Here is a 15153-nt window from a genome sequence, read left to right on the forward strand (position 1 = left end):
AAGGGTATGCTGTTTTTTTATTTTTCTTCTGATTTGAGGCGTCCGCTCATATATATAAGGAATGAATCATTCGGGAGGGATTAGTATGTCAAATAAAGGTGATGAGAACCAGAAGCCACTTATGTATATTGTTCAGCCGAGCTATGATGAATCAATGCCGGCCATGCAAAATATTGTGAGAAAGCGAAAGAAATCAGAAAAACCACAAGAAATTTCTAAGAGTAAAAAAGACAAGATCGAAGAAAGTACGCACGAGGAACCTGTGGCTCAAGAAATCGAGAAGAAAAAAGAAGCAAAGCCGCCTGAGCGTCAGCAAGAGCAAGACATGATGCAAGAAGCAGAGCTTACCCAAGAACAAGACATCACAAAAGAGCCAGAGCTTATACAAGAACGAAAACCTCAGCGAGAAGAGGAGAAGCCGCCAGAAGGCGTTTTTCATGAAACAAAAGAAGAACCTAGAAGAAAACGAGTGAAAAAGCCTTTAAGTCAGATGAGCATTGACGAAAAAGTCGATTTTCTCACAAGCCTGCCTCATAATATGCCAAGAGCCCTTTGCCTGATTGAAGCTGATGGTAAAACATATAGAGGGATTATCATGGATCGAAAAGAAGATACAGTGGTCATTCGAACAGCGGGCGGGGGAAATCCAGTTGAATTAGCAATAGATGAAATTTCCTCGATTCATCCACTTGGCTTTTAACGAATAAAAAAAGTCCCATAGAGGGACTTTTTTTGTTAGCAGTTACGGTTGATGAGTCGTGGATTTAAGCACTCGATTGCGCAGAAGCAGTCAAGATCTACTTCAATGCAATACTTCGATTTTTCTAATCGGAACACATCACATACGGAATCTTTGTCTGTAAAATCTAAAATATGACGGTCTTTGTCAAATGCGATAAGCAAGCTGAGTGTTGCGCAGTGGTCAGAGATGTGTTCGACTCTGAAAAATGTAGTGCTGAAGCAAGGACCTGCATCTACTTCTCCGACGTTTCCGAATGCGACGAATGGTTTTGATTTGGATGTAAAGAGAACAAACGGGACAGTGTCACCTAATGAATGGGATGAAGAAAGGAGATTGCTGTAACAGCTGGTCGGGCATTCTTCTTCGACGGCATTTTGTAAGTCGTTAATATTTTCAACAGCCTCTGCTACACAATTCCATGAATGTTTGCGGCTCATATTCAACCCTCCTATACTAGGAAATTTGTTTGAGTGTTTGAGCACTGTCATCATCTACAAGCTTTTTGTTTTGCCGGTTGATACTTCTACTTACAATCAATGCGGAAGCGGCAGCTCTTATGCTGACTGCTCCGCATGATTGACTGTCATTCGTAAGGAAGGGGATGCTTTGACTCATGACAAGTGAGATCAATGGCCGGTTGATTTAGCCGTGGTGATGATGCTTTTTATCTTTCGATGGCATGACTCTGTCTACTAGTTCTGGGTTTAAACATTGGATTGCGCAGAAGCAGTTTAGATCAACCTCAATACAAAAGTCCGTTTTTTCTAAACCAAAGAAGTCAGGGTCACAAGGGTGACAAACGCTTAGCGTATGTCCGTGTACATCAACAGGTCTTAATACAGATAACGTAGCACAGCAGTCGTGTAATTTTTCAACCCGGAAGAAAATGGATTCGAAGCATTGGCAATCGTCAACAAATCCTCCAATGTTTCCGAAAGTAGAAAACAATCCGCCTTTTTTATCGAAAAGTAAAAACGGAATCGTATCTTTTCCAGAAACGGTTGGGCTTAATAAATTACTGTAGCAGCTCGTAGGACATTTATCTTCTACAGCTTCCTGCTCTGCTAAAATCTTATCAACCGCATCGCATACACAGTTTTCATCATGTCGGCCATGGTGTTTTCCGCAGCTCATGGATTTCAGCTCCTTTAACAAGGTATTTGACTTTAGTCCTTAACAACATATGTATGCGCCCTCTAGTTGGTGTGGGTAAATGACTATTTATATTTGTTGTATTTTTATAAAAGGAAAAGCAGAGCTTTTCGCTCTGCTTTTGGACATTAGAGGATACCGATTGCAACGATTGTCGCAACAAGTGTTTGAGTAAGTGTTTGGATTGCGATCGAGATGTCCGCATCGATTGTCGATACTGTAACGTTTCTTGAATTTTCGATGACAAGTTTTTGGCGGTTTGTTTGTTTGTGAGTAGCGGCTTGTAAAAGATCCTGTGTGACGCGGTCTGCTAAATCCCCGTCTGCGATTGAGATATTTGTAATGGTGATGATCGCTGTTTGAACAGCTACTTGAATAGATGCTGCAACCTGTGCGTCAACAGAAGATACGTTAATGTCACAAGAGTCTCTGACGATAATGACTTCCTCAGACGTCTGCTTTGTAAAACTCACTTGATCAAAGTCTTGTAAGACATCTTCATCATCAAAAAAGTGGCCGTCACAAACTGCTTTTCTTTCGTAGTTGTTGTAATCGCCGTGGTGTGTACAGTTACGATCTAGAGCGACCCAAGAGTATGGTTTAGATTCCATTTCTATTCCTCCTTCCGTTTACTTTATTAAATGCTGGAATGAATGGTTTTGTCTCGGGCATTTACCCTAGCAGGCAACCCATTTTTATTTAATCGTTGTTTCGCTGCGCATCACGGCGCTGCTGAATACGATCTCGAAGTGAATTTCGTTTTGGACGTACTTGCGGTTCAGGCGCTGCTTCTTCCACATGTTTTGCTGCCTCAGCCTGCCTTTTTTTCTCCTGCTGCTGCTGTACGAAGTCATCTGCTTTCTTTTGTAAGTCCTCAACTAATTTCAAAATCATTCTTCTTTGATCATCTGAAATATTTGCTTTCTGATCATCTGTGATATTGTTTTTGTTTAAAATATCACTTACAAGAAGGCTCGTTAATGGATCAACATCAGTGTTGATTTGAAACTCCTTTTTTTCGTTCTCTTCAGCCACGATTATTTCACCTCTTTCATACATAATGTTAGAAAAAGAAAGGGTCAAAGAATGCCGGCTTCAACTAATAGTACATTCAATGTTTGAGTGAGAATTTGGACAGAGTTCATAATAGATGCATCTGATAATGTAATCGTGACGTTATAGCAATTGATGATTTGGATCACAGTTTTCTTTTGGACTGTCACTTGTTGTGTGGCTAAAAGCTGATCTGTGATGTCTGTAGCCAATTCATCGTTTGGTACAAGAAGTTGGATTAAAAGAGTAATGATTGTCGTTACGGTCGCTTGAAGGGAGAGTGCGGCTGTTACATCTGTTTTATGAATTGTGACATTTTCGGAATCTTTGATCTCAATGAAATCATCATAATTGCTGATTAATTCGTTTAACAGTTGTGTGTATAATAAATCAGCACTTTCTTCAATAGACAATACTTTCACTCCTTTCTTATCTATACATTATTTAATGCAGCAGAGGCTCAAGGTGGAATCGGAAAGTGTGAAAAAGTACAACCCAATTTTATTTCCGCTCGATTCATCATGGCGGTCTTTCTTTTTGCATATATAAAGAAAGGACGCAAAAAAGAAGAAAGAAGGAGGTGGAGGCTCCTGAGCGGTGCTTTGTCATTTGTCGTGTTTGCCCTCGCATCCTTTAGACTGACTAGGCTCATTGTGTTTGATACCATTACTGCTCCTTTCCGCCGTTTATTTCATGAAGAACAAGAAGAGGTCAATGAACAAGGTGAAGTAGAGACATATATTATCATTAAAGGTAAAGGGCTGCGGTCTTGGGTAGGAGAGCTGTTAAGCTGTTATTGGTGTACTGGCATGTGGTGCACTGCTGCTTTACTTCTGATATACATATTATTTCCTGTCATTAGCATGTGGCTTAATTTACTATTAGCGATTGCCGCAGCAGCAGGCATTATTGAAGCAATTGTCTCAAAGCTGGTGAAATAAACAGGCATTCTGATCAGACGCGCTTTCAAAAAATGCATATACTATCATGGAAGAGGAAAGGAAGGGTTGCGATGAAACCAAATGAAACACCGTCACATATGCTTCAAGGTTATCCAGCGCAGTCAAATCAACAATCTGTTTATACGAAGAAAATTAAAAAAGCAGGCTGCGGCTGTGGAAAGAAAAAGAAACCTCAATAGAAGAGAAAACAAAAGCCGGATTTATCCGGTTTTTTTGTTGCCCTTTTTTTGAGTGATGCATATGTAAGAGAGAAGGGGTGACCAGAATGGATGCATTCGAACAATTAATCGGTTCCTTGTTCACTAAACCCCATGATGGGAAAGAGCAAGCGCACGAAAAGGTTGAAATGGATCTAGCGGATAAAGCGAAGGATCTTGAGGAGCATTTAAAAGCATTTGGCGTGAAGATGGATGCTTTTGCGAAAGAAACAGAAGCATTCATTGTGCGTCATGGAGAGGCAGATTACGTCTTTAAACAGCAGAAATAAAAATTCCGCACTTTTTTATGTGATCGTCCAAACCATTTGTTGTATTTTTCATATTTTGTAAGGGAGAAGAGGAGGTGCTTATATATGAGTTGTTACGGTTACGGTGGCGGTTATTGCGGCGGCTACGGCGGAGGTTACGGCGGCGGATATGGATCAACATTTGTTCTTGTCGTTGTGCTTTTCATCCTTCTAATCATCGTTGGTGCTTCTTTCTTTAACTAAACAGTAAGAAGGTGAGGGAAGCAATAGGGGAGCCTTTTGCTTTCCTTTCTCTTTGGGCAAACAAGGCTTTAGGATAGGCACATATCTCGCCTATTTTCATATAGTAAGGTGATTACTCCACAAAGAGGAGGCAAATGAATGGATAATAAATTCTTTAAAAGCGTTGAAAATAAAACAGGTGTGAATATGAACGATGTCTTCAAACTTGCAGGTTCTTTGCAAAATGCCAACTTTAAAGATGAAGCAACGGTACGAGGCGTCATTAAAAAAGTAGCGCAGCTTGCGAATAAACGTGTACCGAAAGAAATGGAAGACAAAATCGTTCAATCGATTACAAGTGGAAAAGAAAAGCTTGATTTCAATACCATCGCTAAAATGATGAACAACAAAAAATAAACAACAGGCTCTCCGCTTAAAGGGGGGCCTGTTGTTTTTCTGTGAATAATGCTCGATTTTTCTTTAGTAGGGGATATAAAAAGCGCGAGCGATGAGCGGTTTTCCCTCGTCTAAATGATGGAACCGATAGATAAAGAGATTGTTCAGCTCTTGTCATGGCCACATATAATAAACGGCGCTCTTCTTCCAAGGCTTCTTCATCACCGTTTCTGAGTTCATCAAGTGAGAAATCATGAGGCAGTGCTCCGTCGACCACGCAAGTGATGTACACCGTTTGGAATTCCAGACCCTTTGCCCGGTGAATCGTCATGAGCTGAACACCTGGTTCGTCTGTTTTTTCCTTTTCGGCAGATTTCATGTGTTCGGCATGTGCGAGAAAGGCTTCAATCGTTTCAAAGCGTTTGGCGGCGGTTTTTACATCTCGTACGTCATCCGCCCCTTTTTCAAGCACATTCGTATCATTCACTCGTTTTTTTAAGTAATCACCAAGTCCCATCTTTTGTTCAATAAACGCCACAGCATCAGACGGCTTTAAATTTCGTAACGTGCGGAACAGAGGAACAATAGATTGCAGCTTTTTCTGTTGAAACGGCTGAATATCAGTTAGTTTTCCGAGTGCGTCGACCATTGAACAATCTTCCGTGATGGTCAGTGCCTTCATTGTGTTTAAGGTCTGTTGCTTTAAAAAGAAAACTGGAAGCAGCTGTTTCATAGCAGCTACATCATCGGCATCCTGACTTAAAGAGAGAAAGGCGAGAAGAACCCGAACAATTCGTCTGCTGTAGAAGGCTTTGACACCAGCCTCCGTCTCATACGGAATCGCGGATTGATGCAGACGCTCATAAATCGCGCGGCCTCCCGTATTGGTGCGAAAGAGCACGCAGATATCATTCGGCTTTGCGCCGTTTTTAATTTTCTCCTGAATATCTGCCACGATCATGGTCGCTTCCTCTTCCTCGTCATATGGATAAAAGAGCGTAGGAGGGATTGTCTCCGATCGGACGGCTTTTAACGTTTTCTCATAACGATGCTGATTTTTCTTAATAATGGCATCCGCACTTGCGACAATTGTATGATGCGACCGATAATTGGCATGTAAATGGACAATCTGAGCCGAAGGATAATCTCGTTTGAATTCAAGAATGAAAGCAGGATTACTGCCCCTAAAGGCATAAATGGCTTGATCATCATCACCGACACAAAATAGCTGCTCACATTCTCCAGCTAACAGCTGAATTAATTGATATTGTACTGGATTAATATCCTGAAATTCATCCACTAAAATATACTGGAATCGTTCTTGATACCGTTTTAGCAGTTCGGGCTGTTCTGTCAGCATATGTAAGCAGGCAATGGCCATGTCATCAAAGTCAAATTGCTGATTGTCTCGTTTTTGATGTTCATAAGATTGATAGATCGTCCACATGTGCTTTTCCTTTTCATCCTTCAAATCAGGAAGCTCACCTGGTAAAAAAGCATTTTTCCAATAGCCGATCGATTGCAGGACTTGATCGGTAGGGTAGTTTTTTTCATCTAGTCCTTCATTCATGATGGCTTTCCGAATGTACTGTTCCTTCTGCCAATCAAACTTAATCAGGTGCTGGCCATTCCATTTGTTTGCGTCATCGTGAAGCAGCATTTTATAAAAAAGACTGTGGAAGGTGCCTGTCACCACTTGGCTTGCTTGTGATGGGTGAAGCTGATATTGCTTGCGCAGTCTTTCTTTCATTTCACTACTGGCTTTTGTGGTGAAAGTCACGAGTAAGATATGGTGAGCAGGAATATGATGATGTGACATGAGATAAGCCGCTCTTGCTGTCAGGACTCTTGTTTTCCCGCTGCCAGCACCAGCCAGCACCAGCATTGGACCGTCTTTATGTGTGACAGCTTGAAGCTGCGGTGTGCTAAAGGTGATATGCGGAAAGAGATCGATGGTATGTGCTTGTTCATTCTCTTCTAAATGTAACGCATCACTAAATTGAATCGACCTTGGTTCCTGCCAGTCATATGATTCATTCGTTTGCGAGATGATTTGTTTACCTGTTGGAAAACGGAAGCCCCCAAGTTCTTTATAAGAAGCACTTTCCTCTCGCTCTGCGTGTTTTTTCTGATCTTCTTGTTCTTCTGCTTGTTCACACAGCACTTGCTGAGACATATGTTTATGAATAAAGGCAGGTTCTTCATGTATATTTAATCTGAAAAAGACTGGTTGTCCGCAATATGGGCAGAATAAGTGCCCTTTTTTTCCCTCGTCATGGAGGAATTGATAATGTTCTCTCGAATACGTATGTAATGAGATCGTTCGATCATGTCGTCGTGCGCATTTCAAAGCTAGTCCTCCAATAGTTAATCAATCTTAAAAAGAAACACATCTAATCATATCAAATGAGACGTGTTTCAAACAGTATTAATTAGGGAATAGTAGAGTAGAAGAGAAGCAAAGGAGGCGTTCTTGATGGGATATATAGCCCCGATTCAGCCGGATCTGTATTTTCAATATATCAATCGTCCTGCTCCTCAGGATAAAGAAGACTACGCGAAAGTAACTAAGGTTACTCGCACCTTTCATGACAAGATATACAGAGAGCTGGAGAAAAAAGAGGACTTAGTGACAGAAGCGGAAACGAAAGTACAACAAAAAAAGCGGGAACGCTTTGTACGAGATATGTTTATGGAGGAAGGCAAAGGCGTTCATATTAATACGTATATATAAATGTTTGCGCTTTCTTCCATTGACGAACGATGATAAAGAAAGAAAAGCCAGGGCATCTTGAATGCTCTGGCTTTTCTTTTGGTCAAACAGACAGTGTTTTTGTCATTTTGACATGTGTGATCCCCGCTTCTACAAACGGTTCAGATACGGCTTTGTAGCCTTTTTTTTCGTAGAAAGGAAGAGCTTGGACTTGTGCGTGCATAACTGCTTCCTTCGCACCATTCGCAATGGCTTCTGTTTCCAGCGCTTCTAATAGTTTGTGGCCAAGGCCGAAAGCGCGCGCCTCTTTTAACACACAAATTCGTTCTAGCTTTGCCTTTGGCCCTTCAATGATCAGTAATCTAGCGGCTGCTTGAGGCTTCATTTCATCGTTATAAATGACAAAATGAATGGCCTCGTCTTCTAGTTCATCTATTTCAATCTCTATTGGGACTTCTTGTTCTTTGACGAATACTTCTTTTCGAACGTAATATGCATCTTCTCGTTGTGTTTGTGCTGTTGCGATGACTGTTTTCAAGTGTACTTAACCCTCTTCTCCTAAAATAAATGTTTCATAGACGGTCCAAGATCCGTTCTCTAATTGATATAAAAGGTGGAAGCGATCCACTGTTTCTTCATGGTCAATCTTTCTCAGCTTTAATGTGCCAAGTACGTCTGAATGCTCATCATCTGATAGTTTTTGAGCCACTGTCACATGCGGAACAAAGGCATATTCAGGTGTACCTTCAAGTGGATCTGCGTACAATCTTTCATTGAGCGCCATGATTTCCTCGTTAGGTTCTACTTTCATATAAATGACGTTGTTTACAGGAGCGAATGAACTGAATTTTTTAATACGTAACGTAATAGGAGAAACATTTTTTGCATACTCTCTTAACGTTGAGACGACCTCAGCCGCTTCTAGATCCGTTAATTCAAAAGGTGTTCTAAGTGTTAAATGAGGCGGTATGAGTGCATAGTTCGGATCATAACGCTTCCGGTAAGAGTTCGCAATATCTTGCAATTTTTTTGATGGAAATATAACAACTCCGTATTTCATCTTGTTCCCTCCTGATTAAGAAAGTATTTATTATTGTTTATTATAACAAAATTCAGTTGATTAACGAATATGGGAGCATTCTTTTTAACGAAGGCGCAATGAGCGGCTGCCAAAACGTCCATTTATGATCCCCTTCGAATGTCTCAAATAAATAATCCGCACCTGACTGTTCAAGAAGTGCCTTTAAATCGTCGTTTGGCTGAATAAAATCAAGCACTTGGCCATCTGTTGTTTTCACAGCCGTTTCTTCCAGTCCAATTTGATGGATAATCGCATAATGAGAAAGGGCTGTCGACTGTTTAACAGCTTCTAAGACTGACTCATCGACGTAAGGGGACTGCAAAATGAGTCCGCCAAATAAAGAAGGATAATCAATCGCTGTCATAAGAGAAATCGTAGCACCCAGTGAATCACCAATAAACGTGCGACCTGAGCCAATTTGATAGGTTGGATAATGCGTATCAATATAAGGGACAAGTTCATTTGCTAAAAAGCGTTTATACGCTTCAAATTTTGTGCCGTCTGGATGATACGTATTCCGTCTTTCCGTGACATTTTCATAAGGAACACCAATGATAATGGAGCGTTCCATTTCTTTGTTTTGCATCAATTCTTCTGCCTGTCTGCCTATTTTGCCTAAGCGGAAATAATCATGACCATCTTGGGCAATGATGACATGATATGTATAAAGGGGGGAATAATTGACTGGCAAATAGATCAAAAGGGTCATATCCGCCCCAAGTTCTTTTGAATGTAAGGTTTGTTCTTGAATAATGCCTGTTTTCTTCACCATAATCCATTCCTCCAGCTAACCGATTTCATCACAAAGTGAAACGTTTCCATTCATTGTAACATGAAAAATAGTGTTGTTCCTATATGCTAACATGCAATCAATTCAGTTAACACCGAATCTGTTATAAAATACAGAAAATTTCAATTAATTGTTCAGATTCCTCTTGAAAAATGAGATTTAATGCGTTACAGTATTAAGAATTAGAACAGACAGACAACACATTCTTATCGTGAGAGGTGGAGGGACTGGCCCTTTGAAACCTCAGCAACCGGTATGCATCACTTCATGTGATGTACCAAGGTGCTAAATCCAGCAAGCAGCTTTTTTGCTTGGAAGATAAGAGGAAGCGATTAAAACCCCTTCTTCTTATGAAGAAGGGGTTTTCTGTTTTGAAATCAGATTTTTACTTAGGATGGTGTCAAATGACAGAACATGTGGAAACGACATTAGCGCAAATTGGAAACCGCAGCGAAGAGGCGACTGGTACGGTCAGTCCCCCCGTTTATCTTTCAACAGCCTACAGACATAGAGGCATAGGGGAATCAACGGGATTTGATTACATTCGTACGAAAAACCCAACAAGACAGCTTGTAGAGGATGCAATTGCTTCACTCGAAGAAGGGACGGCCGGATTTGCCTTCAGTTCGGGAATGGCTGCGATCCAAACGATCATGGCGCTATTTGAAAGCGGTGATGAACTCATCGTCTCATCAGACCTATATGGCGGTACATACCGTTTGTTTGAAAACGAATGGAAAAAGTACGGCTTACGTTTTCTTTACGATGATTTTTCAGATGAAGACTGTTTACGCTCTAAAATCACGCCAAACACAAAAGCAGTCTTTATTGAAACGCCGACAAATCCACTTATGCAGGAAGCGGATATTCAAAAAATAGCGAAGATTGCAAAAGAACATGGCGCTTTGGTCATTGTCGATAACACCTTTTACACACCCGTTTTGCAAAAGCCGATTACGCTTGGAGCGGACATTGTCATCCATAGTGCAACCAAATATTTAGGTGGACACAATGACGTTCTTGCCGGGCTTGTGGTGACAAAAGGAGAGAAGCTCTCTGAAGACATGTTCCAGCATCAAAACGCAATTGGCGCCGTTTTATCTCCGTTTGACTCATGGCTGTTAATGAGAGGGATGAAAACACTGGCTCTTAGAATGCGCCAGCACGAGGCAAATGCGAAGGAGCTAGCTGAGTTTTTAAAGAAACAGCCAGAAATTCAAGATGTCCTTTACCCAGGCAAGGGAGGAATGCTGTCATTCCGTGTAGCCGAAGAGGACTGGGTCAATCCATTTTTAAAGCAGCTGAAAACGATATGTTTTGCTGAAAGTCTTGGCGGAGTCGAAAGCTTCATTACGTATCCTGCGACGCAAACGCACATGGATATTCCTGCGGAAATTCGCATTGCAAACGGTGTGTGTAACAAACTGCTCCGTTTCTCCGTTGGTATTGAGCACGTAGATGACCTGAAGGCAGACCTAAAACAGGCACTATCACAAGTAAAAGAGGAGGTACATGCCAAATGACCACACATGATTGGACATTCGAAACCCAACTCGTTCATAATGCATTCAAAACAGACCGTTCAACAGGTGCAGTCAGTGTGCCGATTCAGCATGCGTCCACCTTTCATCAAAGCAGCTTCGATGATTTTGGTCAATATGACTACTCAAGATCGGGGACTCCTACACGTCAAGCGTTAGAGGATACGATTGCGGCGCTAGAAGGAGGAACACGAGGGCTTGCTTTTGCATCAGGCATGGCAGCCATCTCAACCGCTTTTCTTCTATTATCAAAAGGAGATCACGTCCTTGTCACAAGAGATGTGTATGGCGGTACTTTCAGAATGATTACTCAAGTTCTTTCGCGATTTGGCATTGAGCATACCTTTGTGGACATGACGGATTTGAATGAAGTCAAAAGAGGCATTCAATCGAATACAAAAGTCATTTACATGGAAACGCCGTCAAACCCAACTCTAGGGATTACGGATATTAGGGGCGTCGTCCAGCTTGCCAAAGAACATGACTGTCTGACATTTTTAGATAATACATTTTTAACACCCGCTCTTCAGCGTCCGCTTGACCTTGGCGTTGACGTAGTCCTGCACAGCGCAACGAAATTTTTGAGCGGTCATAGTGATGTACTGTCAGGCTTAGCTGTAGTGAAAGACGAGAAACTGGGAGAAGAACTCTATTCTCTGCAAAACTCCTTCGGTGCGGTCCTTGGCGTGCAGGATTGCTGGCTCGTATTAAGAGGGTTAAAAACCCTTCAAGTCAGATTAGAAAAAGCAAGCCAAACGGCATTTGAACTCGCTTCATTCCTCAAAGAGCATCCTGCGGTGAAAAAAGTATACTATCCAGGCTTAGATGACCATCCTGGGGCAGACATTCAGCGAAAGCAAGCAAGCGGAGCTGGAGCAGTTCTCTCATTTGAATTAGAAAACCAAGCAGCGGTCAAAGAATTAGTGGATGCTGTCACATTACCTGTATTCGCCGTCAGCCTTGGCGCCGTCGAATCCATTCTGTCATACCCAGCCAAAATGTCACATGCTGCTATGCCAAAAGAAGAAAGAGAAAAAAGAGGGATTACGGACGGCCTGCTTCGATTAAGTGTAGGAGTAGAAAACGGAGAAGACCTCAAACGCGACTTCAAACAAGCACTCGATCAACTAAAGCCTGTTCTTGTAAACCAATCATAAAGAAGAGAAAAAGCCGGCACAGCCGCCGGCTTTTTGACCTTTTTTGAACAAAACCATTGACGACGGATCATGATGATTATATAATAGAGACTGTCAGTAACAGAAAGCCCAGAACTGATACATAACCCGATTCCGTAGCTCAGCTGGGAGAGCGCTACCTTGACAGGGTAGAGGTCGCTGGTTCGAGCCCAGTCGGAATCATCGTTTAAACCCTTGCCTAGCAAGGGTTTTTTGTTTTTCTGAAAACGAATAATTGTTCTGTTTCTGTTGATTGGGGACGAACTTTATCCACCAGATTGTTTCTCAGTATTTTTAGGATCAAATGGATGAAAAAGATATATTGGGCATCTTAGATGATCCTGAAGATTAGAATAAAGAGGCAACTTCTGACTTGGAAGTTGCTCTTTTTTGTATTCTGGCGCTTGGGTAAGAAAGTATGGTAAATTGAATATGATATACTTGTGTGTATATTGTACTAGAAATTATATTTCTTGAAATAAATGTTATAGAACAGAAGAATAAGGTTTCTATAGAAACACCTAACTAGTTATGGGGAATTTAGATTAGTAAAAATAAAAGGAGTTGAAACCTAGAAGTGGAAAATAACATGGATTTTAAAAAGAAAACAATAAAATACATATCCTTTTTAATAATGGCTATTCTAGCATTACTTGTAATAGCCCTTTTATTTCCAACATGGACCTCAAAAATAAAAGGTGATAATAGTATTAGTACATTAGAAAAAGTAAAGATAAATGGTACTAATCATGAAATTATGATACGTGGAAGTAATCAGAATAACCCTGTCGTAATTGTTGTACATGGCGGACCAGGATCTCCAGAAACACCATACGCTGCTAAATACCAAAACCTATTAGAATCAAATTTTACCGTTGTGAATTATGATCAAAGAGCGAGTGGGAAATCTTATCACTTTTTTGAAGATTATTCTAATCTATCAACAGATTTATTAGTCGATGATCTATTGAAGTTGACAGACTATATTTCACAACGTCTTGGTAAAGATAAAGTCATTCTTATGGCTCATTCATCAGGTACATACATTGGTATGCAAGCGGCTAAAAAATCCCCTGAGAAGTATGAGGCTTATGTGGGGATTGGACAGATGAGTGATACAATAGAAAGTGAGAAAGACAGTTTGAATTATTGCATTATCCAAGCTGAAAAAGCTGGTAATATTGAAGATGTAGACTATTTAAAAGGGTTAACTAAGAATATTGAAAAAGGTGATATAGTTACCCCGCGAGATTATGTGATGAAATATGGAGGAGCTACAAGAAGTATCGATAACCCTGACGGTGATATGATAGGAACTTTATTTAGCAATGAATATAATTTGTTAGACGTCATACGCTATAACTTTGGAATGGGATATTCTCAAGAGAAGCTGGTAAAGCATCTTTTAGAAAAGCCATTACCAGATTTTTTAACAAGTCTTGAAGTTCCTTTATATTTTGTTATGGGTAAATATGATTTTATGACTTCATCTTATACAGCTAAAAAATATTTCGATACGATTACTGCCAAAGAAAAGCATTTCATTACTTTCAATAAATCAGCTCATTATCCACAATTTGAAGAGAAACAAAAGTTTAATGAATGGATGTCAGATACATTTATACATTAAAAATTAAGTAAGTACAACATTCATATCAATTGTTATTGCAGTGTTTAAAAAACAGTTCTTCAAAAGACATTAAAATAAGTAAAACCCCGCAATATGAAAGTGCCTTAATTAGCTAAATGTATTAGAAATTTATTCTTTATCTAAAACGTCATTCTTTTTTCTCATTATCCCAAGTCAATTCTTTACGTGGTACATGATTCCCAACTGCCTTACGTATCGTCGATTCATCTTTCGTTTTCCTTTTTAGGTCATCAATTGTTGGATTCTTACGGAAGTGAATCATATTAGATCAATCTTTCTCTCAAGATCAGAAAGACAGTTACCACCAAAAACAGTTTTATAGAATATAAAAAGGTTTGTTAAATGACACTAGGAGGAAAAAAACTTTGAAATCTTTTTGGGAAATAGATGAAGAAGCTTACTATACGTTAAAAAAGATCAACGCAGAAGAAATAGCTAAAGCTGAAAAGAAACTTGGTGTCACTTTGCCAGATACATATAAAAAGCTCATATTAGAACAGAATGGTGGTTATACAGTTCATAATGCTTTTCCAACGACTCACTCTAATTCATGGGCTGAGGATCACATTCAATTTAATCACCTGCTTGGAATTGCTGAAGGTGAAGGGATTATGGATAGTGCCTATTTAATAAAAGAGTGGGAGCTGCCAGAAGGGCTTGTTTTGATTAACGGGGATGGCCATACTTGGGTAGCGATGGATTATCGAAAAACGAAAGAGAATCCTGCAATTCATTATTTTGATGTTGAGATGGAAGAAGACTTTAAATTAGCAGATTCCTTTGATGAATTCATTGAGGGGCTTTATACAGTTGAGTACACTATTGATGAGGAAGCAACAGAGGTTGAATATGAGCTTACTGAAGTTTATTTGAGTAAAGAAGAACTTGAAGCCATATTTGAATTGGACGTCGTTGATGAAGGTAATCTGTATAAAATTCAATATTACCCGATGGTTGATTTGAACGAAATTGAATGGTTTTTTAAAAAGATGCAATATCACATTGAAAAAACAAAAGATGAAGATGCGCTTTATCAAGTAGCTGATACGTTTAATAACATTCTCTTGTTGAATCCAAATATGCCAATCAATAATAATATTAAAGAGCTGGTGCAACAAATATCCGATTTCTTACAAAGTAATGAAGATCCACTTGTAGTAAATGTAGGCGAACTTATTCTTAGTGAGTTTGAGAGTATTATTTAAGGTG

At 40.0% G+C, this 15153-nt stretch carries 20 protein-coding genes, 1 tRNA gene and 1 riboswitch; of the genes, 12 read left to right on the forward strand and 9 right to left on the reverse strand.

Annotated elements, in window-relative coordinates; genetic code table 11:
* Positions 1–85 precede the first annotated feature (85 nt).
* Entirely contained in the window at positions 86–700 is a 615-nt protein-coding gene (locus NSS78_RS05800; protein WP_050945254.1) for a spore coat CotO family protein, read from the forward strand.
* A gap of 35 nt (positions 701–735) precedes the next feature.
* On the opposite strand, the gene NSS78_RS05805 is transcribed toward NSS78_RS05800, so the two are convergent.
* From NSS78_RS05805 to NSS78_RS05825, 5 genes are all read right to left on the reverse strand, one after another.
* Complete coding sequence (locus tag NSS78_RS05805) at positions 736–1179, reverse strand: CotY/CotZ family spore coat protein (protein WP_044140422.1); 444 nt, start codon at positions 1177–1179, stop codon at positions 736–738.
* 205 nt (positions 1180–1384) lie between these two features.
* On the reverse strand, positions 1385–1876 hold the full coding sequence (locus tag NSS78_RS05810) for a CotY/CotZ family spore coat protein (RefSeq protein ID WP_003211658.1): 492 nt from the start codon (positions 1874–1876) through the stop codon (positions 1385–1387).
* 146 nt (positions 1877–2022) lie between these two features.
* Entirely contained in the window at positions 2023–2505 is a 483-nt protein-coding gene (locus NSS78_RS05815) for a spore coat protein (RefSeq protein WP_044140423.1), read from the reverse strand.
* 88 nt (positions 2506–2593) lie between these two features.
* Positions 2594–2929: a hypothetical protein gene (locus NSS78_RS05820; protein ID WP_050945253.1), complete on the reverse strand. Its 336-nt coding sequence runs from the start codon at positions 2927–2929 to the stop codon at positions 2594–2596.
* A 44-nt stretch (positions 2930–2973) separates the two neighbouring features.
* Positions 2974–3360 (reverse strand): spore coat protein, encoded by a 387-nt coding sequence (locus NSS78_RS05825; RefSeq protein ID WP_137054774.1) that lies wholly within the window; start codon positions 3358–3360, stop codon positions 2974–2976.
* Between the two features lie 177 nt (positions 3361–3537).
* Here NSS78_RS05825 and NSS78_RS05830 point away from each other — a divergent pair, with 177 nt between their 5' ends.
* From NSS78_RS05830 to NSS78_RS05850, 5 genes are all read left to right on the forward strand, one after another.
* Positions 3538–3888, forward strand: coding sequence for a DUF1360 domain-containing protein (locus tag NSS78_RS05830; protein WP_034620057.1), 351 nt, complete (start codon positions 3538–3540; stop codon positions 3886–3888).
* Between the two features lie 71 nt (positions 3889–3959).
* Positions 3960–4088, forward strand: a complete 129-nt coding sequence (locus NSS78_RS05835) for a hypothetical protein (RefSeq protein WP_258395192.1) — start codon at positions 3960–3962, stop codon at positions 4086–4088.
* Positions 4089–4174: 86 nt separating this feature from the next.
* Complete coding sequence (locus tag NSS78_RS05840; protein ID WP_050945252.1) at positions 4175–4396, forward strand: hypothetical protein; 222 nt, start codon at positions 4175–4177, stop codon at positions 4394–4396.
* Between the two features lie 84 nt (positions 4397–4480).
* On the forward strand, positions 4481–4618 hold the full coding sequence (locus tag NSS78_RS05845; RefSeq protein WP_008348419.1) for a YjcZ family sporulation protein: 138 nt from the start codon (positions 4481–4483) through the stop codon (positions 4616–4618).
* A gap of 138 nt (positions 4619–4756) precedes the next feature.
* Positions 4757–5014 (forward strand): stage VI sporulation protein F, encoded by a 258-nt coding sequence (locus tag NSS78_RS05850; RefSeq protein ID WP_003212292.1) that lies wholly within the window; start codon positions 4757–4759, stop codon positions 5012–5014.
* 16 nt (positions 5015–5030) lie between these two features.
* Here NSS78_RS05850 and NSS78_RS05855 read toward each other — a convergent pair whose 3' ends face one another.
* Positions 5031–7343: an ATP-dependent helicase gene (locus tag NSS78_RS05855; protein WP_212046062.1), complete on the reverse strand. Its 2313-nt coding sequence runs from the start codon at positions 7341–7343 to the stop codon at positions 5031–5033.
* Between the two features lie 126 nt (positions 7344–7469).
* Between NSS78_RS05855 and NSS78_RS05860 the strand changes: the two genes are divergently transcribed.
* On the forward strand, positions 7470–7727 hold the full coding sequence (locus NSS78_RS05860) for a hypothetical protein (RefSeq protein WP_003210759.1): 258 nt from the start codon (positions 7470–7472) through the stop codon (positions 7725–7727).
* Positions 7728–7809: 82 nt separating this feature from the next.
* Here the strand turns inward: NSS78_RS05860 and NSS78_RS05865 are convergent, their stop codons facing one another.
* The 3 genes from NSS78_RS05865 to NSS78_RS05875 are packed head-to-tail and all read right to left on the reverse strand — an operon-like array spanning position 7810 to position 9559.
* On the reverse strand, positions 7810–8244 hold the full coding sequence (locus tag NSS78_RS05865) for a GNAT family N-acetyltransferase (protein ID WP_212046061.1): 435 nt from the start codon (positions 8242–8244) through the stop codon (positions 7810–7812).
* 6 nt (positions 8245–8250) lie between these two features.
* Complete coding sequence (locus NSS78_RS05870; protein WP_003210845.1) at positions 8251–8766, reverse strand: YjcG family protein; 516 nt, start codon at positions 8764–8766, stop codon at positions 8251–8253.
* 52 nt (positions 8767–8818) lie between these two features.
* Positions 8819–9559 carry an esterase family protein gene (locus NSS78_RS05875; RefSeq protein WP_212046060.1) on the reverse strand — a complete coding sequence of 247 codons (741 nt, stop codon included), beginning with the start codon at positions 9557–9559 and terminating at the stop codon, positions 8819–8821.
* A gap of 221 nt (positions 9560–9780) precedes the next feature.
* Positions 9781–9902, forward strand: a riboswitch (SAM riboswitch).
* Positions 9903–9981: 79 nt separating this feature from the next.
* Between NSS78_RS05875 and NSS78_RS05880 the strand changes: the two genes are divergently transcribed.
* The 5 genes from NSS78_RS05880 to NSS78_RS05900 all read left to right on the forward strand — a co-directional run bounded on the left by NSS78_RS05880 (position 9982) and on the right by NSS78_RS05900 (position 15149).
* On the forward strand, positions 9982–11100 hold the full coding sequence (locus NSS78_RS05880; RefSeq protein WP_212046059.1) for a methionine biosynthesis PLP-dependent protein: 1119 nt from the start codon (positions 9982–9984) through the stop codon (positions 11098–11100).
* Positions 11097–12275 (forward strand): cystathionine beta-lyase, encoded by a 1179-nt coding sequence (metC, locus tag NSS78_RS05885; protein ID WP_050945248.1) that lies wholly within the window; start codon positions 11097–11099, stop codon positions 12273–12275. The genes NSS78_RS05880 and metC overlap by 4 nt, the downstream gene beginning before the upstream one ends.
* Before the next feature lie 128 nt (positions 12276–12403).
* Positions 12404–12476: transfer RNA gene (locus NSS78_RS05890), tRNA-Val, on the forward strand.
* Positions 12477–12927: 451 nt separating this feature from the next.
* The gene (locus tag NSS78_RS05895) at positions 12928–13923 is read left to right on the forward strand and encodes an alpha/beta hydrolase (protein ID WP_240792649.1); all 996 of its coding nucleotides are present in this window, start codon (positions 12928–12930) and stop codon (positions 13921–13923) included.
* 386 nt (positions 13924–14309) lie between these two features.
* A complete protein-coding gene (locus NSS78_RS05900) occupies positions 14310–15149 on the forward strand; it encodes an SMI1/KNR4 family protein (RefSeq protein WP_212046041.1) in 840 nt (279 codons plus the stop codon).
* Positions 15150–15153 lie beyond the last annotated feature (4 nt).

The sequence above is a fragment of the Bacillus sp. FSL W8-0920 genome, from assembly GCF_038593215.1.
In the GTDB taxonomy this organism is placed as follows: Bacteria; Bacillota; Bacilli; order Bacillales; family Bacillaceae; genus Bacillus; species Bacillus pumilus.

Excerpts from the sequence above, each read along its gene's own strand:
- NSS78_RS05800 (WP_050945254.1), top strand. The coding sequence starts at position 86 with ATGTCAAATAAAGGTGATGAGAACCAGAAGCCACTTATGTATATTGTT.
- NSS78_RS05805 (WP_044140422.1), bottom strand. The coding sequence starts at position 1,179 with ATGAGCCGCAAACATTCATGGAATTGTGTAGCAGAGGCTGTTGAAAAT.
- NSS78_RS05810 (WP_003211658.1), bottom strand. The coding sequence starts at position 1,876 with ATGAGCTGCGGAAAACACCATGGCCGACATGATGAAAACTGTGTATGC.
- NSS78_RS05815 (WP_044140423.1), bottom strand. The coding sequence starts at position 2,505 with ATGGAATCTAAACCATACTCTTGGGTCGCTCTAGATCGTAACTGTACA.
- NSS78_RS05835 (WP_258395192.1), top strand. The coding sequence starts at position 3,960 with ATGAAACCAAATGAAACACCGTCACATATGCTTCAAGGTTATCCAGCG.
- NSS78_RS05840 (WP_050945252.1), top strand. The coding sequence starts at position 4,175 with ATGGATGCATTCGAACAATTAATCGGTTCCTTGTTCACTAAACCCCAT.
- NSS78_RS05845 (WP_008348419.1), top strand. The coding sequence starts at position 4,481 with ATGAGTTGTTACGGTTACGGTGGCGGTTATTGCGGCGGCTACGGCGGA.
- NSS78_RS05850 (WP_003212292.1), top strand. The coding sequence starts at position 4,757 with ATGGATAATAAATTCTTTAAAAGCGTTGAAAATAAAACAGGTGTGAAT.
- NSS78_RS05860 (WP_003210759.1), top strand. The coding sequence starts at position 7,470 with ATGGGATATATAGCCCCGATTCAGCCGGATCTGTATTTTCAATATATC.
- NSS78_RS05870 (WP_003210845.1), bottom strand. The coding sequence starts at position 8,766 with ATGAAATACGGAGTTGTTATATTTCCATCAAAAAAATTGCAAGATATT.
- NSS78_RS05875 (WP_212046060.1), bottom strand. The coding sequence starts at position 9,559 with ATGGTGAAGAAAACAGGCATTATTCAAGAACAAACCTTACATTCAAAA.
- NSS78_RS05880 (WP_212046059.1), top strand. The coding sequence starts at position 9,982 with ATGACAGAACATGTGGAAACGACATTAGCGCAAATTGGAAACCGCAGC.
- metC (WP_050945248.1), top strand. The coding sequence starts at position 11,097 with ATGACCACACATGATTGGACATTCGAAACCCAACTCGTTCATAATGCA.
- NSS78_RS05895 (WP_240792649.1), top strand. The coding sequence starts at position 12,928 with ATGGCTATTCTAGCATTACTTGTAATAGCCCTTTTATTTCCAACATGG.